Source organism: Nitrospira sp. (genome assembly GCA_015709715.1).
Taxonomy (GTDB): Bacteria; Nitrospirota; Nitrospiria; order Nitrospirales; family Nitrospiraceae; genus Nitrospira_A.
The window spans coordinates 1,159,703-1,178,114 of the sequence record CP054184.1 but is presented as its reverse complement, the minus strand read 5'-3'; the positions used below and the strand labels follow the sequence as shown (position 1 = coordinate 1,178,114).

The 18,412-nt window shown below is 59.8% G+C and carries 23 protein-coding genes, 1 tRNA gene and 1 pseudogene; 16 read left to right on the top strand and 9 right to left on the bottom strand.

Going from position 1 to position 18,412, the window contains the following annotated elements; all coding sequences use genetic code 11:
* Positions 1-12 precede the first annotated feature (12 nt).
* Positions 13-708: a hypothetical protein gene (locus tag HRU82_05585; GenBank protein ID QOJ34450.1), complete on the top strand. Its 696-nt coding sequence runs from the start codon at positions 13-15 to the stop codon at positions 706-708.
* Between the two features lie 120 nt (positions 709-828).
* A complete protein-coding gene (locus HRU82_05580; protein QOJ34449.1) occupies positions 829-1,104 on the top strand; it encodes a hypothetical protein in 276 nt (91 codons plus the stop codon).
* A gap of 6 nt (positions 1,105-1,110) precedes the next feature.
* Here the strand turns inward: HRU82_05580 and HRU82_05575 are convergent, their stop codons facing one another.
* Together HRU82_05575 and htpX are read right to left on the bottom strand one after the other, a co-directional pair.
* Positions 1,111-1,608 carry a glutathione peroxidase gene (locus tag HRU82_05575; protein ID QOJ34448.1) on the bottom strand — a complete coding sequence of 166 codons (498 nt, stop codon included), beginning with the start codon at positions 1,606-1,608 and terminating at the stop codon, positions 1,111-1,113.
* Between the two features lie 138 nt (positions 1,609-1,746).
* A complete protein-coding gene (gene htpX, locus HRU82_05570; GenBank protein QOJ34447.1) occupies positions 1,747-2,661 on the bottom strand; it encodes a protease HtpX in 915 nt (304 codons plus the stop codon).
* Between the two features lie 332 nt (positions 2,662-2,993).
* On the opposite strand from htpX, the gene HRU82_05565 reads away from it, so the two are divergent.
* From HRU82_05565 to HRU82_05555, 3 genes are read left to right on the top strand one after another with little or no spacing between them, the layout of a single operon-like run.
* Entirely contained in the window at positions 2,994-3,314 is a 321-nt protein-coding gene (locus tag HRU82_05565; GenBank protein ID QOJ34446.1) for a cupredoxin domain-containing protein, read from the top strand.
* Between the two features lie 41 nt (positions 3,315-3,355).
* Entirely contained in the window at positions 3,356-4,366 is a 1,011-nt protein-coding gene (locus HRU82_05560; GenBank protein QOJ37119.1) for a squalene/phytoene synthase family protein, read from the top strand.
* Between the two features lie 43 nt (positions 4,367-4,409).
* Positions 4,410-4,811, top strand: a complete 402-nt coding sequence (locus tag HRU82_05555) for a hypothetical protein (GenBank protein QOJ34445.1) — start codon at positions 4,410-4,412, stop codon at positions 4,809-4,811.
* 26 nt (positions 4,812-4,837) lie between these two features.
* Here HRU82_05555 and HRU82_05550 read toward each other — a convergent pair whose 3' ends face one another.
* From HRU82_05550 to HRU82_05535, 4 genes are read right to left on the bottom strand one after another with little or no spacing between them, the layout of a single operon-like run.
* The gene (locus tag HRU82_05550; GenBank protein ID QOJ34444.1) at positions 4,838-5,137 is read right to left on the bottom strand and encodes a 4Fe-4S dicluster domain-containing protein; all 300 of its coding nucleotides are present in this window, start codon (positions 5,135-5,137) and stop codon (positions 4,838-4,840) included.
* Entirely contained in the window at positions 5,134-5,547 is a 414-nt protein-coding gene (locus HRU82_05545; protein QOJ34443.1) for a hypothetical protein, read from the bottom strand. Before HRU82_05545 ends, HRU82_05550 begins: the two co-directional genes overlap by 4 nt.
* 33 nt (positions 5,548-5,580) lie before the next feature.
* Positions 5,581-5,931, bottom strand: a complete 351-nt coding sequence (locus tag HRU82_05540) for a (2Fe-2S) ferredoxin domain-containing protein (protein ID QOJ34442.1) — start codon at positions 5,929-5,931, stop codon at positions 5,581-5,583.
* A 38-nt stretch (positions 5,932-5,969) separates the two neighbouring features.
* Entirely contained in the window at positions 5,970-6,338 is a 369-nt protein-coding gene (locus tag HRU82_05535; GenBank protein ID QOJ34441.1) for a hypothetical protein, read from the bottom strand.
* 156 nt (positions 6,339-6,494) lie between these two features.
* Between HRU82_05535 and ald the strand changes: the two are divergent.
* From ald to HRU82_05490, 9 genes and pseudogenes are all read left to right on the top strand, one after another.
* A pseudogene (gene ald, locus HRU82_05530) lies at positions 6,495-7,612 on the top strand (alanine dehydrogenase).
* A 33-nt stretch (positions 7,613-7,645) separates the two neighbouring features.
* Positions 7,646-7,722: transfer RNA gene (locus HRU82_05525), tRNA-Pro, on the top strand.
* 206 nt (positions 7,723-7,928) lie between these two features.
* Positions 7,929-8,216, top strand: a complete 288-nt coding sequence (locus HRU82_05520) for an acylphosphatase (GenBank protein ID QOJ34440.1) — start codon at positions 7,929-7,931, stop codon at positions 8,214-8,216.
* An 11-nt stretch (positions 8,217-8,227) separates the two neighbouring features.
* Positions 8,228-9,226 carry a sigma-70 family RNA polymerase sigma factor gene (locus tag HRU82_05515; GenBank protein QOJ34439.1) on the top strand — a complete coding sequence of 333 codons (999 nt, stop codon included), beginning with the start codon at positions 8,228-8,230 and terminating at the stop codon, positions 9,224-9,226.
* A 24-nt stretch (positions 9,227-9,250) separates the two neighbouring features.
* Positions 9,251-9,766 carry an adenine phosphoribosyltransferase gene (locus HRU82_05510; GenBank protein ID QOJ34438.1) on the top strand — a complete coding sequence of 172 codons (516 nt, stop codon included), beginning with the start codon at positions 9,251-9,253 and terminating at the stop codon, positions 9,764-9,766.
* Positions 9,767-9,978: 212 nt separating this feature from the next.
* Complete coding sequence (locus tag HRU82_05505) at positions 9,979-10,449, top strand: TraR/DksA C4-type zinc finger protein (protein ID QOJ34437.1); 471 nt, start codon at positions 9,979-9,981, stop codon at positions 10,447-10,449.
* A 105-nt stretch (positions 10,450-10,554) separates the two neighbouring features.
* Entirely contained in the window at positions 10,555-11,253 is a 699-nt protein-coding gene (queC, locus tag HRU82_05500) for a 7-cyano-7-deazaguanine synthase QueC (GenBank protein ID QOJ34436.1), read from the top strand.
* Positions 11,254-11,282: 29 nt separating this feature from the next.
* On the top strand, positions 11,283-11,456 hold the full coding sequence (locus HRU82_05495; GenBank protein ID QOJ34435.1) for a hypothetical protein: 174 nt from the start codon (positions 11,283-11,285) through the stop codon (positions 11,454-11,456).
* On the top strand, positions 11,453-11,860 hold the full coding sequence (locus HRU82_05490; GenBank protein ID QOJ34434.1) for a cytochrome c: 408 nt from the start codon (positions 11,453-11,455) through the stop codon (positions 11,858-11,860). The genes HRU82_05495 and HRU82_05490 overlap by 4 nt, the downstream gene beginning before the upstream one ends.
* A 119-nt stretch (positions 11,861-11,979) precedes the next feature.
* Here HRU82_05490 and HRU82_05485 read toward each other — a convergent pair.
* Positions 11,980-13,106 (bottom strand): IS3 family transposase gene (locus HRU82_05485; GenBank protein QOJ34433.1). Its coding sequence is split into 2 segments (ribosomal slippage): positions 11,980-12,851 and positions 12,851-13,106, totalling 1,128 coding nucleotides; the frame shifts between segments, so codons are not numbered across the junction.
* A gap of 215 nt (positions 13,107-13,321) precedes the next feature.
* Between HRU82_05485 and HRU82_05480 the strand changes: the two genes are divergently transcribed.
* Positions 13,322-14,155 (top strand): hypothetical protein, encoded by an 834-nt coding sequence (locus HRU82_05480; GenBank protein ID QOJ34432.1) that lies wholly within the window; start codon positions 13,322-13,324, stop codon positions 14,153-14,155.
* Positions 14,156-14,228: 73 nt separating this feature from the next.
* On the opposite strand, the gene HRU82_05475 is transcribed toward HRU82_05480, so the two are convergent.
* Complete coding sequence (locus tag HRU82_05475) at positions 14,229-14,960, bottom strand: hypothetical protein (protein QOJ34431.1); 732 nt, start codon at positions 14,958-14,960, stop codon at positions 14,229-14,231.
* Positions 14,961-15,067: 107 nt separating this feature from the next.
* Positions 15,068-16,012, bottom strand: a complete 945-nt coding sequence (locus HRU82_05470; GenBank protein QOJ34430.1) for a DUF72 domain-containing protein — start codon at positions 16,010-16,012, stop codon at positions 15,068-15,070.
* Between the two features lie 130 nt (positions 16,013-16,142).
* Here HRU82_05470 and malQ point away from each other — a divergent pair, with 130 nt between their 5' ends.
* Entirely contained in the window at positions 16,143-18,404 is a 2,262-nt protein-coding gene (gene malQ, locus HRU82_05465; GenBank protein QOJ34429.1) for a 4-alpha-glucanotransferase, read from the top strand.
* Positions 18,405-18,412 lie beyond the last annotated feature (8 nt).

Here is an 18,412-nt window from a genome sequence, read left to right as displayed (position 1 = left end):
TACCATAAACACATGCATATCCTCATTGCCAAGGCAGTGTGGCAGCCGATAGCCCACCTTACAAAGAGGTGGAAGTGGCCTCGCATGGGGGCGGTGCTGTGCCTTGTGACGGGGCTGGGGTTAGTTCCGAGCACCGGAGAAGGGCGTGATCTCTTGGTGCCGAAAGAGCAGGCCACCACCGAGTTCGAGCCCACCGAGACCCCTTCCATGGACGTGCAACAGAAAGGAGTCCCACAATCACTGTTCACCTGGATCAGGATGGCCCGTGGGTATGAAGTGGAATGGGACACCTTCGGCCGAAAAGGCTGGTATACCCAGGATCCTCGCCTCAAGCCTGTTGCTCCTGGAACGACTGTATTCACGCCGGATACACCGGCCGTCTATATCGTCTTTGAGGTGGCGCCGTTAGAAGACCCAGCACAGTTTGGCGCCCAGGTCTTTCCGGTCGGCGCCGACGGCAAGACGTCGGATCGGGTCGTTGTGCGCGATAGTTTGGAAGTTCCGGGGCACGAGCGGTACGGGTTTTTGGAATTGAAGAAGCCGGCGGACCAATGGCCGCTGGGCAACTACCTCGTCAAGATCTACATCACCTCTCTAGGACAACAGCCGTTTCATGCGGTGAACCAGGTCGGCACGATGCGATTTACCGTAGCCGATCAGCCGGCTGCAACCGCGCCCGCCCCTGCGCCGGACGCTTCTGCACGTTGAAAAGGTCGTTCCTGTTGGTCTACTTTGCTGCGACTCCGCAGATGCATGCGGAGCGTCTGCTTGTTCGCCTTCGGGCCGGACAGCCGCTTAAAGATGGAACCTGGATATGGGAGTAGGGCGATGAAAGAAACCGATCAGGAAAAACTGACCCTATTATATGAGCGTTTTTGCGACGTATGCCTGGTCGAGAAGGAAGTCTGGACAGAGATTTATATGCCGCGAACGTTTCAAGACGGCGTTCCGGTTCGGACCAACCTGCAAGATCGATATGATGTCGTGATCGATGACCACGCGGTGGAAGATGCCCTGGAGGCCAACATTCCCCTGGGAAAGGCCGCATTGGGGGCGGCCATCCAGGAGTATCGCGATCACATCAGCTTCGTAAAAAAGACATAACGCCGGTTACTGCACGGCGATGAACCGCTCCACGTCCTTCACCACCTGCTGCGCGAGGGGTTTGGTGCCGTGGTGATACCGGGCCACGACGTTGCCCGAGCGGTCGACCAAATACTTCTGAAAATTCCACTCGACTTCGCCAGGGAAGGGACTCTGTTCTGTGAGGTAGCGGTACAGCGGATGTTTGTCGCTGCCCTTCACGCTGATCTTGCTGAAGAGGGGAAAGGCCACGCTGTACTTGGTCAGGCAGAACCCCTTGATCTCTTCGTTCGTGCCCGGTTCCTGCTGCCCGAAGTTGTTGGCAGGAAAGGCCAGAATCTCAAAGCCCTGATCCTTGTAGGTTTCGTACATTTTCTCGAGATCCGCGTACTGCGGCGTGTTGCCGCAAAAGCTGGCGGTGTTCACCAGCATCAACACCTTGCCCTTGAATTGGCTCAGCGAGACGGGCTTCCCGTCGATATCGCTCAGCGTGAAGTCATAGATGGTCGGCGTTTTGGCTGCCATGCGAATTGCTCCTTGTTCTGCGGCACCGCTCTGCTCGGCGCCCAGAAGAGCGCCGAGCCCAATCCCTAAGACCAACCCCAGTACGATGACCTGCCATCCACAAGTCGGTCTTGAACACGGCATGGAAAGACTCCTTGGTTATAGGCGCTGTAGCGCCGCGACGCGGTCCTCGATCGGAGGATGGGTCGCAAGCAGGTGCATGAAAGCCGAGGTGTTGCCCGAAATTTTCATCGTGGCCAACGCATCCTGAGTGGAGTACTCGAACTGAGCGCGGTTGACCCACCGATTGATCGCCTGCAAGGCATTGATCATCGACTCTTTGCCGTACACCTTTGCGGAAAAGGCATCCGCCGCATACTCACGCCTCCGAGAATGCCAACTGACCACCAGCATGGCCAGGACGGACAGAATCACTTGGAGGAAGATGTAGACGACGAAACCGAGAATCGGACTTCCGCTCTGGCCTTCCTCCCGGTCTCCTTGAGGTTGCGCCACGATGTGGTACACAAAGTTGCTGATGTAATGCACGAAGGTGTTCATCAACCCGGCGAGGACCGTAGTGGAGAACATATCGCCGTTGAAGACATGTCCCATCTCGTGAGCCAACACCGCCTTGACTTCGTCTTCGCGAAGGTTGGCCAAGAGGCCGGTGGAAACCGCCACCATAGCGTTGTTCTTGCTGGGCCCTGTTGCAAACGCATTGGGATCCGGAGATTCATAGATCCAGACTTCCGGCATCGCAATGTGGAGCCGCTCGGCGATCTCGCGCACCGAACCATAGATCACCTGTTCGGCATGGGTGCGCGGGTGGGTGATTTGGGTGCAATTCAACATCGCACGCGCCATCTGTTTCGAGAACAGCAGGCTGATGAACGCGCCGCCGAATCCGATCACCAACGACCACACCAGCAGTTCCTGGTTGAAGGCTCCCCGCACGTCGATGCCGAAGGCCGGCAGGACGGCGTTGACCAGGATACTGACCGTAAACGACAGGGTCAGATAGATAAGAATGTTCGAAATCAATAACAAGCCGATACCCTTCAACCACTTCATATCGCTTCCTCCTTGAGGATCCGCTTTCTGTCGACGCTTTTCTGGATGACAGTTCGGTCGCGGACCTTGGATGCATTATACCGAATCCCGGACGCAAACCTTCTCGGTTTCCAGAGATAATATCATTTCAGAGAGGGTCAAGATGGGCCTTGGTCGTTCCGGGCAGCCGTTGACCGCTTCTTCCTGCTTCTGTTAGATACTCCTTCATGGGAATCCCTGTCGGATATCGGCGAATTGGTTGCGCGGCCGTGCTTATCTTGTGGGCATTGTCCAATCCAATCGGGGCTTGGGGGAGTGACGCAGCCCCACAGGTCCCTCCTCTCTTGGTGCCCATGGACCAGATGGACGGGATGCAGCGTGCCACCGTGGTGTTGGACAGCTATTCGTATACCCCACACCATCTGATCGTGCAGGCGGGAAAGCCGGTCGAATTGATTTTGACCAGTATCACCACCTTGACCCCACACAATTTTGTGTTGATGGAGAAGGACGCTGGTCTGTCGATCGAGCGCGATGTCTCAGCCGGACGGACGGTGACCGTCCAATTCACCCCCACGAAACCGGGCACGTATCCTTTTTTCTGCGACAAACGGTTGTTGTTCCTGCCGAGTCATCGCGACAAGGGCATGGAAGGGGTGCTGGAAGTCCGGTAAGAAAAGGGCCTGCCACGACTAGCCACGCTGTCAGACACGAACTGCTTCACGGCATCCTCAAGCAAGTCTCCCGGTCGTTTTACCTGACCCTCAACGTGCTGCCGGCGACCGTGCGCGATCAAATGGGACTGGCCTATTTGTTTGCACGGGCCGCGGACACCATCGCCGATACGGATCTGATCAGCCGCGAGCAGCGGCTCGAGTATCTGCGGCGGTTCCAACAGCAATTCCTCGGCGGAGTCGAGCGGACGGATGTGCAGGATCTCCGAACGGCGCTCTTGCCTCACCAGGCCGATTCCGCGGAGCGCGTGCTTCTGCAGCGATTGCCCGACTGTTTGCAGGTGTTCGATGAATTCGAGACGGCCGACCAGGCGCGGATCCGTTGGCTCATGAGCGTCTTGCCAAACGGCATGGTGATGGATCTCACGCGGTTTCATGCCGAATCGACGCAGAAACTCACTGCCCTTACGACCATGAACGAACTGGACCAATACACCTATTACGTGGCGGGGTGCGTGGGGGAATTCTGGACCAGGATGGTGTGTGCGCACTGTCCGGCCATGGTGCGATGGGATGTCGAACGGATGGCGGCGATCGGAGTCCGGTTCGGAAAGGGCCTCCAATTGACCAACATCGTCAAGGACATCGCACGTGATCTCCAGCATGGTCGCTGTTATGTGCCGGAACAGTTGCTCGATGAGGTTGGGCTGAAGCCGGCCGACCTGTTGCACGGTGAGAGTCTGCCGAAGTTGAGGCCGATCCTGCTTCGATTGATCAAGGCGGCCATGGAACATCTCGATCAGGGCTGGGTGTACACGATGGCCATTCCGCGATTCGAAATCCGTCAACGACTGGCTTGTATGTGGCCGATCCTGCTGGCCGGCGAAACGTTGCAACGGGTCGCGTCCGCACCAGACCTGCTCGATCCCACTGTGAACGTCAAGGCTCCGCGCACTGTGGTGTATCGCGTCATGGCGTTGACCACCCTGACCGGCGCGTGCGGGTATGCGGGGACGGCCTATTGGGCCCGCTTGCGGAAACAGATCGTCTGATCGCAGTACCGGTCGAATCGGACGATCATGAGGGCGACAGCTGATGAATACGACTGCTGCCCGCAGGCTGATGCGTGGCCTCGGGATAGGGTATGGAGCGGTGGCCGCCTGGTTTGCTCTCGACCTGGTCCTCGCATTGGCTGCCGTTCTGGGTCTGTTGGTGAATCCCTACATGATCGGCGTGAAGCACTTGCTCTTGGGCGCCGTGACGGTATCTCTGCAGTCCGGCGGTGCCGCACTTGCGGCGGTCGGGCTGTGGCGCGGTCGCCGATGGGGGCTTGGCGTTGCTGGTATCTACAATGTGGGGTGGGCCGCAGCGTTCGGTCTGTACGGAGGGGCGGTTGGGCTGGCGCTTGGATTGGTACTCTTGAGCGTGATAATTCTTCTGCCGGCGTTCAAGCATAGCACCGCTCGACCAAGCGGTGACGCACCACGGGTTTGGTAAATTGCGAGCAGGGGACGGCCCACCGGTTACGGCTTCTTCTGCGGCTCCAGTAACTTGTCTCCCTTCTTGAATACGGCGTAGATCGCCTGCGACGGGCAGGCATCCAAGCAGAGACGACAGCTCTCGAGGCAGCGTGAGGGGTCGAACTTATAGGGTGGTGTCGATAGCCAGGCGCTGGTCGGACAGACGGGCATACAAATGGCCTGGTGGGTACACCGATCGGGATGGCGAACGAGGTGATCACGAATGAGCATCATGGGTTTGACTCCTTCGAAGAGACCTTGCGAGAAGATCTCGAACATGTTTTTCGGCGGCAGACTGCTCACCTCCACTCCTTGACCAATTCCTTGAGTCGGTCCTTCAGTTCCGGGATCTGTTCCATATTATTGCGAATCGCGCCGAGGATGTTCTCCAAGCGCGCCGACCGTTGCGCCGCCTTGTCTTGCTCGATCAGTCGATCGTACTGCAGGTAGGCCGCGGAGTGTCGTGCTTCCAACTGCAGGCGGCCGGTGTGCAGGGCCTCACCGAGGAGATGGGGCTCAACCGTCAGAGGGGGTGCCACGACAAAGGAGCCGTCGGTGCAGATTAAGAGCGAGGACCCGGCCTTGCCTTTAAGCGGCGTCACGGTGGCGAGCGTTTTCCCCGCTAGCTCGTGCCATTGGGTGAGCAGTCCCGGGAAGGCCTTCATGTGAGCCACCTTTGCCATGTTGGCCTTCCATTTGTCGTCGGCCGGCATGAAAACCTCACACGATAGGACGGGGTGATTGATTCAGGCCTTCAGCGGGGAAAGCAGCGGCGGTGGAGATTGGTCCGGCAGCAGCAGCCGCTGAACGACCTGACCCTGCAGAATGTGGCGATCCATGATTTCCTTCACATCCGCCTCTGATGTGACGCGATACCAGATGCCCTCCGGATACACCACGACCGTAGGCCCTTGAGCACAATAGTCCAGGCAGCCGGCCTTGTTGGCGCGAACGAGCCCTTTCAGGTTCAGACGCTTCGCTTCCTGTTTGAAGCAGGCATGGAGAGACTCGGAACCGAGTTTCGAGCAGCTGCCCCGAGGATCGTCCGGCTCTCGTTTATTGGTACAGATGAAAATGTGTCGTCGATAGCCCGTCATGCAACCTGTCCCGTACGGATCGTCGGAGGCGTTGGCAGTCAAGTCCGGGCCTGGAACTGCACGAGCAACTGCGCAACATCCGTTGAGTTGAGGAGCGGAGATGCCGCGGCTTGTGCGTGCGCGATGGCGGCGATTTCCTGCAGGCGAAGCTGAGCCCGTTGCTTCGCTTCCGGCTCCGATAATGCCGAGGCCTGGCCTGCGCTCAGCTTGTCGAACTCGGCGCGGATATCGCGGAAGTCTCGCTGGAGATGCTTCATCATCGAGCAGGGGGCACAATACCACTTCGGGCTCTGATCCGACGCGGGCGACAGCCGATCATAGGTGCGACCGAAAAAGTCCTTGCCCAACGACAGTTTCATCAGGGGCGTGCCCGTGGCATGACAAGCGTTGCAGGATCCGGCATCCATGCGTGCAGTGCTCCTCTCCGACAGGGTGATCGATGGAGGGCGGATCTTACCGCACTGATCTTTGCCGTCGCAAGGTGGCCGACGGGCGCCAAGCGCTGAGGCTGTTCCATGTATAATGAACCCATAAGTCCATCGAGGTGTGGGAAGGAGGCGAGGATGCTTATCGGGGTGCCAAAAGAGGTCAAGGATCAAGAGCATCGGGTCGCCCTGACGCCGGCTGGCGTGCGAGTGTTGCGGCAAGCGAGGCATCAGGTCCTGGTCGAGGCATCGGCGGGCCAGGGGAGCGGTTTTTCGGATGAGGAGTACCGGCAAGCAGGCGCCGAGGCCGGCCTTTCGAAAGACGAGGTGTTTCGTCGAGCCGAACTCATCGTCAAAGTAAAGGAACCGCAAGCGAGCGAGTGCGGCCTTCTGCGAGCCGGCCAGATCTTGTTCACCTATTTGCATTTGGCTTCCCTGCCGGAGTTGACGAAGAGCTTGATGGCGTCTCATGTGACCGCCATTGCCTATGAAACGGTGGAGGCGAAACGGTGGAGGCGCGCGACCGGAGTCTGCCCATGTTGCGGCCCATGAGCGAAATCGCGGGACGTCTGTCGGTGCAGGTCGGTGCCCATTACCTGGGAATGGCGCAAGGAGGACGAGGGGTGTTACTGGCTGGGGTGCCCGGAGTCCAGCCTGGCCACGTGGTCGTGTTGGGAGCCGGCGTCGTCGGGACATCGGCCGTAAGAATTGCCGTGGGGGTGGGCGCGAGGGTGACGGTCATCAATCTGGATATCGAGCGTTTGCGGTTGTTGGATGATTTGTACGGTGGGCGCATCGCCACCTGCGCGGCCACGGAGTCTGCCATTGAACAGGCGGTCCTCGAGGCCGACCTCGTGATCGGGGCGGTGCTGGTGCCGGGGGCGCGTGCTCCGAAAATCGTGTCGCGAGGGCTGGTCGCCCGGATGAAGCCTGGATCCGTCATCGTCGACGTGGCGGTCGATCAAGGCGGCTGTTGCGAGACCACGCGACCCACGACCCACTCGGATCCGGTCTATCGTGTCGACGGGGTGCTGCACTATTGTGTGACGAACATGCCCGGCATTGTGCCGCATACCTCGACCTTGGCCTTGACCAACGCGACATTGCCCTATATAGTCCGCCTGGCGTCCGACGGGGTGGAGCGAGCGATTCGCTCAGACCCTGGCTTGGCCAAAGGCGTGAACGTCTTCAACGGTCAGGTGACGTGTCAGGGAGTGGCCGAGGCGCACGGCTTGCGTTTTACCCCCCTGTTGTAAGACAATCCGCACTTCATTTCGGTTCCACTCGGTCGGGGCGTAGCGCAGCCCGGTAGCGCACTGCGTTCGGGACGCAGGGGTCGGAGGTTCAAATCCTCTCGCCCCGACCACTCCATATCCGACGGTTTTGTCGGCTCCTTCCAAGGTTGTTCCTGCTCATCTTTTTTTCTGCACCTGCCGATATGGCATATCAGCGGCGAATGAGCCGCCTGAAGGTGTAAATCGCGTGACGCTCTCCGATAGCTATGAGAATATCCCGTGTGGTGCGCAGACCTCGGTCTCCGTATCCACTTGCCAGGCGGAGGGACGGAAGATTATGGTCGAGCCGGCCGAACAGGTACGCGCAAAAATCCTGGTCAGCGGTCATGTGCAGGGCGTAGGGTACCGTGCGTTTACGCGTCGCATGGCGATCTCTCGTGGCCTGACCGGCGGGGTTGAAAATTTAGACAGCGGCCAGGTGGCGTTAGTCGTGGAAGGCAAGAAGACTTTGCTCGAAGACTTGATCACGGACCTCAAAAAGGGGCCGGTGGGCGCGCGAGTCGTCCAGGTACAGGTGGAGTGGAGTCAGGCCACCGGACGTTATATCGACTTTGCGATTTGGTAGTAGGGAGCACTATGGCGCGACGGGCAACAGTTCGGCAAGACGGTGAGATGGCTCCTTCAACTCCGGCGCGTCGGCTGCGCGTCGTGCGCGACGAGGATGAAGAGGAGGCGTCGGCGGCCGCAAGTCCTGAGTCCGAGGGATCCGAAGCCGAAGCGCGGACGGAGGAGTCGGAACGGTCCGAAGGTCTCGACACCATCAAGAGTTACTTGCGCGAGGTGCGCCGCTCGACGTTGCTCAATTTTAAGCAGGAACAATCGTTAGGCAAGCGCGTTATGGCCGGAGACGAGGTGGCTCGTCAAGAGATGATCGAGGCCAACCTGCGGCTCGTGATCAGCATCGGGAAGCGGTACATGAACCGGGGCTTTCCGTTCGCCGACATCGTCGAAGAGGGCAATTTGGGCCTGATCAAGGCCGTGGAGAAATTCAATTACAAACGGGGGTTCCGCTTCAGCACCTATGCGTCTTGGTGGATCCGGCAATATATCGAACGAGCCATCATCAATCAGGGGAAGTTGGTTCGGCTGCCGGTGCATGTGGTGGAGCGGCTGAATCGGTACTTGACCAAGGTCGAACAGCTGGTGCATGAACTTGGCCGGGAACCGCGAATCGACGAAGTGGCCGCCAAGTTGAAAGTCAGCGAGGCGGATGTTGCCGACCTCAAACAGTTGGTTCGGACGACCTGCTCCCTGGACAGCCCGATCAGCGACCACCAAGATACCTTTCTGCGCGACATCATCGAAGATCCCCTGTGCCTCTCACCGGCCGATACGGCGGAAGGCGTTCTGCGGCGGGCGGAGCTGATGTCCTGGGTCAAGGAGTTGCCGGAAAAGGAACGGAGGGTGATCATGGCGCGGTTTGGGCTTGACGGCGCCGAGGCGCGGACGTTAGAAGAGATCGGCCAAGAGATGGGGCTGACGCGTGAGCGGGTGCGACAGATCGAAACTGCGGCGCTGGTTCGGCTCCGGGGCACCATCGAACGGAAAACTATGAAGAGGGCGGATCTCCTATGAGAACGTCCTGCGCCGGTCATCCTCATGAACTACAAAGCCCTCATCCGCGAAGTTCCCGACTTTCCTAAGCCCGGCATCCTGTTCTACGACATCACGACGCTCCTCAAGAACGCCCAGGCCTTCCGCGCGATCGCCGACGAATTGACTGCACGGTACGAAGGGCGCCGCATTGATAAGGTAGTGGGCATCGAATCCCGCGGCTTCATCATGGGCGGGACGCTGGCCGCTCGTCTGGGGGCTGGGTTTGTGCCCGTGCGGAAGCCGGGGAAACTCCCGGCCGACATTTTCGAAGTGAAATACAATCTGGAGTACGGCTCGAGCGTGTTGTCTATCCATCGTGATGCGGTGACGAAGGGGGAGCGCGTGCTCATCGTGGACGATCTGCTGGCTACTGGGGGAACGGCGGCGGCGACCGTCGATCTGATCGGTCAATTGGGGGGGGAGATCGCAGGGCTCGATTTTCTCGTCGAACTCAAAGACCTGAATGGAAGGGATCGGTTGGCCGGCTTCGACGTGCACTCCATGATCGTGTATCCGTAAACCCCAAGATCTTGGGGAGTTAAGTACTTGTCAAACGATGTGTAGCGTGGTATACCTGCCGAACTTTTTCGCCTTGCACTCATCACGAAAGGTTATGAGACTCTATGGCGACGAAAGTTCACGCGAAGAAGAAATCATCAACGACGAAACCAAAGGCCGCCGCTTCTGAGAAGCCTGCTTCTTCAAAAGAGCGTCCGGTGACGGAACCATCTATGGCAGAAAAAGACGAAGACAGTGTAGCCGCGCGAGTGGTGGCGGCCCTCACGACCAAGGAAACCCCCAAGGAGCGAGAAGAGCGTCAGCAACGACGCGAATCCTTGCAGCGGATGCTGCTCGGCAAGCGCCAGGAAATCATCCGCGAGATCGAGGGCAACCTGGGACAGTCCCTCACGGAAGACCAACAGCGGCGGTTGGAATCAGCCAGGGATGTGGGGGATCAGGCCCTCATGGATCTGGAGCGCGAACTCGGTATTTCTCTGATGGAAATGCGTAACCGGAAGCGCCAAGCGATCGACGAGGCCTTGACGCGCTTGAACGAAGGTACGTACGGAATCTGCGCCGAATGCGGTGTGGAAGTGAGCGAGAAGCGCTTGGAAGCCGTGCCGTTCGCCAAGTTGTGCGTGGAATGCCAGTCTCGACTTGAGTTGCTGGAAAAGATCGAAAAGGAAGAAGATCGCGATTAAGCGCGCGGCGTCTTTTCTGCTCGGTCGATCTCCTGTGCCCGCATCCGAAACACGGCGCAGTGTGTCCCTGCCCTGATCCTCGTGGCCCATCACCCTCCTGTTCCGATGACGCTGACGCGATCCAATGCGGTGGTGCTGCTGAGCGGGGGATTGGATTCCACCGTGACGGCAGCGGTTGCCAAGCAAGAGGGCTACGCCATCCACTGCCTGACCGTTGCCTATGGTCAGCGCCACCGCATCGAACTGGATCGGGCCAAGGCCGTGGCTCACGCCTTGGGCGCAGCCGGCCATATCGTGGTCGAGGTGAACCTGAGGGCGTTCGGCGGGTCGGCGTTGACGGCGGACCTGGATGTACCGAAGGACCGTTCGGACGAGGAGCGGTCGACTACCATCCCGGTGACCTACGTACCGGCCCGGAACACTATCTTCCTCTCCCTTGCCTTGGCCTATGCCGAGACGCTGGAGGCCCAGGCGATTTACTTCGGCGCCAATGTCCTCGACTATTCCGGCTACCCCGATTGCCGCCCTGAATTTATCCATGCGTTCGAAACGGTCGCTCGCCTCGGCACTAGAATGGGGGTTGCCGGTCGAACGATCGACGTGCGGGCGCCGCTCTTGATGCAATCGAAGGCGGACATTATCCGGCGAGGGTTGGATCTGAGGATCCCATTTGAGTTGACGCACAGTTGTTATGATCCCGGCGAAACGGGTGTGGCTTGTGGTCGTTGCGACAGTTGCCTGATTCGCCGGGAGGCGTTTCGTCGGCTGGGAGTTGTGGATCCGGTTCCCTATGCGGTACCCTAAACCGAACGAGACGGGAGAGGATGGTTCGTATGTCGCCGGAAGAGTTTTTCATGTACTTGACGATCGCGTTGGTGATCGTAGTGCCGATCGCCGCGAGACTGTATCGGCGGTTGACCTTGAGTCGAACGACAGAGCTGTTGCGCGAACAACTCCAACAGGCGCCGAAAGGCGGCTCCTCGGTTCCGCCGGAGAGACCTCAATGAAACGAATGCGATCGACACCCTGGCTCCTGGGCCTGGGCGTGGGGATGCTTGTGGCGGGGCTGGCTGCCTGCGAGTCCAGCGCGACGGATCCCCAAACGACCAAACCGTCCGCCGGCGCAGCGCCCGCGGACGTCCAAGTCGGAGAGGCCAAGTTCAATGCCAATTGCGCGGCTTGTCATGGTCCGCGCGGGACCGGTAGCAAGCAGGGTCCTCCCCTCGTGCATAAGATTTATGAGCCCAATCATCATGCCGACGTCGCTTTCCAACGGGCAGCCGCCAATGGCGTACGCGCCCATCATTGGGAGTTTGGGAACATGCCGAAGATCGATGCCGTGACGGCGGATGACGTCGACCACATCATTAAGTATGTGCGCTGGCTGCAGCGCGAGGCCGGTATCTTCTAACCGGAGAGACTTGCTTCCATCCTCCTCCCGATCGTCCGTAGTTGTACGTCCCACCTGAGATGGCTCCGCTTCTTTGGACAGAATCTTTCAGTTCCTAAGTGGTGCCGGGCGGTGTACGCCTACGCGGCCGTAGGCCGTGCAGGCACGCTCTCCCAGTACACGCGATCGGGCGTGCGTCCGTCAAGCGCGCGATGCGGCCTGAGCTGATTATAGAAGGTCAGATACCGTACCATCCCGTCCTGGGCGTCTCGGACGGTCTCGTACGCGTGCAGATAGACCTCTTCGTATTTGAGGCTCCGCCACAGCCGTTCGACAAACACATTGTCCCGCCACCGTCCCGTCCCATCCATACTGATCTGGATACCCTGGTCTTTGAGAAACCCGGTGAATTCCTGGCTGGTGAACTGGCAGCCTTGATCCGTGTTGAAGATCTCGGGTGTGCCATACCGGGTGACTGCCTCCCGTACCGCCTCCACGCAGAAGTCTGTGGTCAACGTGTTGGACAGCCGCCACGCCAACACCCGGCGACTGGCCCAATCGAGAATCGCGCATAAATACACGAAGCCACGCCGCATCGGAATGTACGTGATATCAGACGCCCACACATGATTCGGCCGCGTGATCGTCAGCTGACGCAGCAGATAGGGATAAATCCGATGGGCAGGATGCCGCTGGCTGGTCCTCGGCTTCCGATAGATCGCCGCGATGCCCATCCGTCGCATCAGCGTCGCGACCTGTCGTCTCCCAATGGCATGGCCCTCCTGCCGTAACAAATCCCGCAGCATGCGAGCGCCAGCAAACGGATACTGCAGATGGAGCTCGTCGATCCGGCGCATGAGTGCCAGCGTCGCGGCGGAGACAGGCTTCGATTGGTAGTACGCGGTCGACCGGGCCAGCTGCAGCACCTGGCATTGTCGCCCGATCGGTAATGGATGGGTGCGATCACTCATCGCTTTGCGCTCAGCAAGCCCGCCTTGGTGAGCGCGCCTTCTAAAAAATCATTCTCGAGGGTCAGTTGCCCGATCTTGGCATGCAGGGTCTTGAGATCCGGCGCCTCCGACGGCGGTTTTGAGCCGCCAAACACATCCGCCGCCCGAGCCAGCAGCTGTTGCTTCCATTCGGTGATCTGGGTGGGATGGACCCTGAACTGCTCGGCCAACTCGGCCACCGTCTTGTCACCTTTGACTGCGGCCAAGGCCACCTGGGCCTTAAAGGTCGCTCCGTGGTTCCGTCTCGTCCTCTTCATTACCTCGCTCCTTTGTGTCGCCACCTCGCGGTGGCTTTGCTGAAGCCAGGCTACCACTGATCACACTGTCCGAATTTCCGGAGCCCCCTCTACCTGTTGTTTGACAACCCGCCTCTGCGGTTCGTAAGGTACAGGCGTGGACCGACGGGCCCGTCGGAACGCTTGCCTCGGGTGGCGCCGCGCTCGTTGGCCCCAGCTAATCACAGGAGGAACCTATGAGACAGGGAACCTGGTGTGTGGTGAGGGGCCTAGCGGCGGCTACCTGGCTGTTGACCTCAGGCTGTGCGGCCATTGAGGCCGGGCATGAGGGAGTCTTGATCGTCCAACCGTTCTTTTTCGGTCATGGCGGCGTCGACGAGGTGCCGGCGAAAACCGGCCGGGTCTGGATCGCACCGACCACGAAGGTGCAGGAAGTGGACATCCGACCGGTGCAGTATTCGGAGCATTTTGACATCATCTCGGCCGAAAACGCCCCCGTCTCGTTCGATGCCTTTCTCATCGCGAATGTGATCGAAGGCCGCTCACCGGAGTTGATCAGCCGATACGGCTCCAATTGGTACCAGAACAACGTGAAGGAGGCCTTTCGAACCTTCGTTCGCGAAGAGGTGCAGAAGTATCCCCTCTTCCAATTGACGACCGACCCAACGACCAGAACCAAGCTGCAGGATGCCATCGCCCGAGAGGTTCAAAATAAACTCATCGAGAAACAGAATCTGCCTATCCGCCTCAATCGGGTGGTCGTCGGCAGCATACTGCCGCCGAAGGGCGTCGTCGAACAGACGACTCAGACCATCGTGCAAGAACAGCGCAAGATCACGATGGTCGAGTTTCAGAAGGCGGAAGAGGCGAGGGAAAAGGCAGAGCGGCAGCGGGGTATCGCCGATCGGGCCTATCGGGAATCACTGGGGCTGACCGCGCCGGAATTCGTGGATCTGCGGCGCATCGAAGTGCAGAAGGAAATCGTGCAGCATTCGCCGTCCGCCTTGACCGTGATCATGGGGCTGGAACGGGTGGGCATCAATATGCCTCCGCTTGCCACCGATCGATGAGGCTGGAGAGAGACTGTCGAGATAGAGACCGTAGAAGAGGCCGGCATCTGTCGGCCCCTTCCGGGGTGCTCGGTTACTTCACGAGCCACACGCGGTAGGTCTTCGCGTTAAGCGGCTTCGCGATTTTCAGCGTGGCGATTTCTCCTGGGTTCATGATGTCTTCCCCGCCGGGCGTTTTCCTCGCCGGATGCCGCGTGCTGCGGAGCAATGTGCCCTGCTCATCGTAAAAGTCCACCATCACGTCGGCTGCTTCCCGCAAGCTGCCCTGATACGCCGTTCCCAACCAATCGAGTCGTTTGAGGGCTTGGTAGACCACGACGACCGTCCCATCCGGGGCTTCACGCGCACTGATGATCCTTAGTGCCCGGTTTTGGTCCAGAGCCTGTTCGCCGCTCCCGGTCGTGTGCGCGAGGAGGACCCGTTGGACGTCGTCGACGTCAAAGCGCCCGCTGACCTTGCAGTAGATGGTACGCCCCTGTTCACTTTGCTGCACGATGCGCTGATCGTGGACGTGCTGTTTGGCAAGGGTCTGGATGACGCTGCGGATTAGGCGTGAGTCGACGATCGGCGCTGTCTGTTCACGGACGGTGGGGTGGCGGCTCAGCGCTTGAAAGAGCGCTTCGGTGCAAGCCGTTTCTCGGGCTTCCGCTGCCGTCTCAGGCTCATGGTAGGCGTAGCGGTAGTCACCGCTGATTTCGGTAGGGCCGTTGTTTCCGACGGTCATGTGCGGGGCTGCGAAGACGAAGGCGTGAGCGGTCACCAGCAGCAACAGGCTGCTTCCAGGTATGGCAAGTCGCGGGATCATGGAGCATTCCTCCCTTTCCTCACCGCTTGGAGGGGCACAGAGACGGTTTCGTCGGCGGTATCGGGATGATCTATGCTACCACGCGCGTCGGGTGCGAACAAACAGGCTCAGGCGGGCAATTGGGCCAATTGTTCGAGGATGGCTTGAATCGTTAGGGGAGAATTGCCCTCCGCCCGGTTGTTCACGAGCACGAAGGATTCGACCTCTTCGGATGAGGCCCGGTGGATGAGGTCTGCCGCTTCACGGCGCATTTGGGGTTGCGGCAGGACGATGCGATTATACGGCGCGTACCGTTCCACCGCCATCGCATAAGGGAGTCCCAGCGGTGTGAGGAGCCGCATGACGAGAAAGGGAGCGGTGAAAGCCTGCCCCAGCAGGTTGTGCTGCGTGAGGAGCGGTGGCATGCCTGTCCAGTGGTTGTAGGTATGGGCCACCCTATGCGCGCGAAGGGTGTCGCGATAGCGATGCCCGAGCACTGCGGGGTTTCGGACTTCCACTGCATAGGGGTAGCCCGAAGGGAGTCCGCCCAGAAATCGATCCAGGGCGTCAAGAAAGCGGGCTGCTTCCAACCCCGACTGCTGGAACTCGAAAATGAAGGGGCCGATGCGATCGGGTAAGGATTCGACGAAGGGCGTCAGCACCAGGTCGCGAAAGAGCGCCTCGTCCAAGAAATGGGGATTGGATTTTCCGCCTTTGGCCCCATAGCGAGGAAGGGCGGCGTACGTGGGGATGGTCAACTCTTCCCACACCTTTGAGCAAAACCGAAAGTGGGCCGGTACCTGCGTGCCGTAATGCGCGAGTTGCGCGGCGGTGGCCGGTCGATAGAAGGTGTGATCAATGCCGACGGTTCGGAACAACGGAGGCTGCCCCGGCGGATAGGCGGCGTATTCAGCGAGGCTGTCTTTGGAGAATCGGCTGGCGGTATAGGCGCGGCGGTAAATCTGATCGCGCCACCCTTCGTAAGCCCAAGAGCTGGTCCCGAACCGCACAAGTGTCCGGTTGTCGGGAGGCCGTTCCGGTTCGAGCAGCGAAAACAGAGAGGTCTGAGGCACCAGTGACTCCACGAAGCCATGAGGCAGGCGATAGCTACGCCCGTTGCGCCGGAATTTTACCGCAATTCTGTGAGAAACCCCAGGATGCCTTGACTTGATGGTGGTCTTCACTCACACTCGAACGCTACGTATGTATGACGGCACAGAGCCAGAACTCCTCCGCCTCCTCGCGTCTCGGGTTGGAATCGCTCCTGATTATCACGACATCGCCGGCACCCATCACGTCACCGGTGACGAAACCGCACGGGCAATCCTCTCGGCGATGGGATTTCGCGCGGGGTCGCGCGATGGCCTGGTCGCCTCCCTGCGTGCCTTGGATGATGCCGCTTGGCAACAACCCTGCGATCCCATTCTGCTGCTCCACGAGGGGTATCAAGCGGTCTCCTGGTCACTCCGCGTTCCGGTGGAGGTCGAGGAAGAGCAGAGGGTGGTCGTGGCCTGGAGTATCGTGGACGAGCAGGGCACTGTTGTACATCGGGACGAGGTCGGTCCCCATCTGCCGATTCGGGAAGTCCGCGAGGTCGATGGACGACGTATGGTGCGGCTGGAGTTGCCGCTCCGTGAGAAGTTGGGGCTCGGGTACTACGACTTGGCGGTCGTTACGACCGGTCATCGAGTAGGAATCACGGGCGCCCTTCGCCTGGTGGTGGCTCCCACGCAATGCTATGTGCCTGAGTCGCTGCAACGCGGCGGGCGAGTCTGGGGCCTCGCGGTACAGTTGTATGCTCTGCGCTCTCAAACCAATTGGGGGGTGGGTGACTTCGGCGATCTCTCGCGCCTTGTGGAATGGGCCGGTCGCGACCTGGGAGCCGGCATTATCGGGCTCAACCCCCTCCACGCCCTCAAGAACACCCGGCCGCATCATCTCAGTCCCTATTCCCCGAACAGTCGCCTATTCTTGAATGATCTGTACATCGATCTGGAGCAGTTGCCGGAATATCTCCGGTCGGACGAGGCGCAAGCGTTACGGAAGAGCCCGGAGGTCCAAGAGGCGGTGGAACGTGCGCGCCGTTCCGATCGCGTGGATGCGGAAACGGTGGTGCAAGTAAAGCGCCGGCTCCTCCACTGCGCCTATCGGCAATTCCTGCAAGACAATTACGCTGAGGTCGACGGCATCTGGAGACCTTCGAGCGAGCGTGGGCGGTTGCTGGAAGCCTTTATTCGGGATGAGGGAGAACCGCTGAAGCAGTTTGCGCTGTTTCACGTGTTGGAAGAAGAGCGGAGTCGTCTCGATCCTGCGCCCGCGCTGTGGCCGTCGTGGCAGGCTGAGTATCGCCGTCCCAACGGACCGGCGTCGGACGACTATTACCGACGGCATCGCGACCGCATTCGGTTTGTGCAGTACGTGCAGTGGGTTGCGGCCGAGCAGCTGGGGCAGGCGAAGGCCAAGGCCGCGAAAGCCGACATGGCCGTGGGCCTCTACCCTGATTTGGCGCTTGGGAGCGACCGTAATGGCGCCGAAGCCTGGATGTTGCAAGAGGTCTTGGCGTTGGAGGCAGATTGCGGCGCTCCGCCGGATGCGTTTGCTCCGCAAGGTCAAAATTGGGGATTCGCGCCGTTCCATCCGTTGCGGCTGAAGGCGGCGGGCTACCGTCCGTTCATCGAGTTGATTCGAAAAACATTTCGCCAAGGCGGGGCGATTCGGATCGACCATGTGATGATGCTGTTCCGGCTATTTTGGGTGCCCCGTGGAATGAGCGCAGCAGCCGGTGCCTATGTGTACTATCCGGCAGAGGACCTGTTGAAGATTCTTGCGCTGGAGAGCGTACGTGCCGGGACGCTGGTCATCGGGGAAGATCTCGGTACCGTTCCCGATTACGTGCGCGAGCAATTGGCGCGGTACAAGATCCTGTCCTATCGCGTCTTTTATTTCGAGCGCCAGTGGGATGGAGCCTGTAAGCCGCCTTCCGACTATCCCACGCAATCGTTGGCGGTCGTTACCACCCACGATCTCCCCACCCTTGCCGGGTATTGGACGGGGGAGGACATCAGACTTCGGGCCGGTTTGGGCCTCTATTCCGACGAGACGTCCGTGCGGCGGGCCTTTGAGGAACGAACAGGCGACAAGGCCCATATTCTTGCCGCGCTGCGGCAGGCCGGGCAACTGCCCCCGGGTACGGCTGATCGTCCTGAAGCGGTCCCGGTTATGACGGCCGATCTGGCCCAAGCCATCCACGCTTACCTGGCGTCATCGCCTGCCTGGATTGTGATGGCCAACCTTGACGACATGATCGGGGAAGTGACACAAATGAACCTGCCCGGTACGCTGGACGCCTATCCGAACTGGTCCAGGAAGTTGTCGCTGTCGCTGGAGGACCTGCAACAAGATGAACGGGTGCACGCACTCGCGGCGGCGTTGCGGACCCTTCGCCCTCCGGCCGCCGGGTCCTAGGCTGCGGT

Excerpts from the sequence above, each read along its gene's own strand:
- HRU82_05490 (QOJ34434.1), top strand. The coding sequence starts at position 11,453 with ATGAAACGAATGCGATCGACACCCTGGCTCCTGGGCCTGGGCGTGGGG.
- malQ (QOJ34429.1), top strand. The coding sequence starts at position 16,143 with ATGTATGACGGCACAGAGCCAGAACTCCTCCGCCTCCTCGCGTCTCGG.
- HRU82_05575 (QOJ34448.1), bottom strand. The coding sequence starts at position 1,608 with ATGGCAGCCAAAACGCCGACCATCTATGACTTCACGCTGAGCGATATC.
- queC (QOJ34436.1), top strand. The coding sequence starts at position 10,555 with ATGACGCTGACGCGATCCAATGCGGTGGTGCTGCTGAGCGGGGGATTG.
- HRU82_05565 (QOJ34446.1), top strand. The coding sequence starts at position 2,994 with ATGGACCAGATGGACGGGATGCAGCGTGCCACCGTGGTGTTGGACAGC.
- HRU82_05480 (QOJ34432.1), top strand. The coding sequence starts at position 13,322 with ATGAGACAGGGAACCTGGTGTGTGGTGAGGGGCCTAGCGGCGGCTACC.
- HRU82_05495 (QOJ34435.1), top strand. The coding sequence starts at position 11,283 with ATGTCGCCGGAAGAGTTTTTCATGTACTTGACGATCGCGTTGGTGATC.
- HRU82_05475 (QOJ34431.1), bottom strand. The coding sequence starts at position 14,960 with ATGATCCCGCGACTTGCCATACCTGGAAGCAGCCTGTTGCTGCTGGTG.
- HRU82_05585 (QOJ34450.1), top strand. The coding sequence starts at position 13 with ATGCATATCCTCATTGCCAAGGCAGTGTGGCAGCCGATAGCCCACCTT.
- HRU82_05555 (QOJ34445.1), top strand. The coding sequence starts at position 4,410 with ATGAATACGACTGCTGCCCGCAGGCTGATGCGTGGCCTCGGGATAGGG.
- HRU82_05515 (QOJ34439.1), top strand. The coding sequence starts at position 8,228 with ATGGCGCGACGGGCAACAGTTCGGCAAGACGGTGAGATGGCTCCTTCA.
- HRU82_05520 (QOJ34440.1), top strand. The coding sequence starts at position 7,929 with ATGGTCGAGCCGGCCGAACAGGTACGCGCAAAAATCCTGGTCAGCGGT.
- HRU82_05510 (QOJ34438.1), top strand. The coding sequence starts at position 9,251 with ATGAACTACAAAGCCCTCATCCGCGAAGTTCCCGACTTTCCTAAGCCC.
- htpX (QOJ34447.1), bottom strand. The coding sequence starts at position 2,661 with ATGAAGTGGTTGAAGGGTATCGGCTTGTTATTGATTTCGAACATTCTT.
- HRU82_05535 (QOJ34441.1), bottom strand. The coding sequence starts at position 6,338 with ATGGATGCCGGATCCTGCAACGCTTGTCATGCCACGGGCACGCCCCTG.
- HRU82_05540 (QOJ34442.1), bottom strand. The coding sequence starts at position 5,931 with ATGACGGGCTATCGACGACACATTTTCATCTGTACCAATAAACGAGAG.
- HRU82_05505 (QOJ34437.1), top strand. The coding sequence starts at position 9,979 with ATGGCAGAAAAAGACGAAGACAGTGTAGCCGCGCGAGTGGTGGCGGCC.
- HRU82_05580 (QOJ34449.1), top strand. The coding sequence starts at position 829 with ATGAAAGAAACCGATCAGGAAAAACTGACCCTATTATATGAGCGTTTT.
- HRU82_05545 (QOJ34443.1), bottom strand. The coding sequence starts at position 5,547 with ATGCCGGCCGACGACAAATGGAAGGCCAACATGGCAAAGGTGGCTCAC.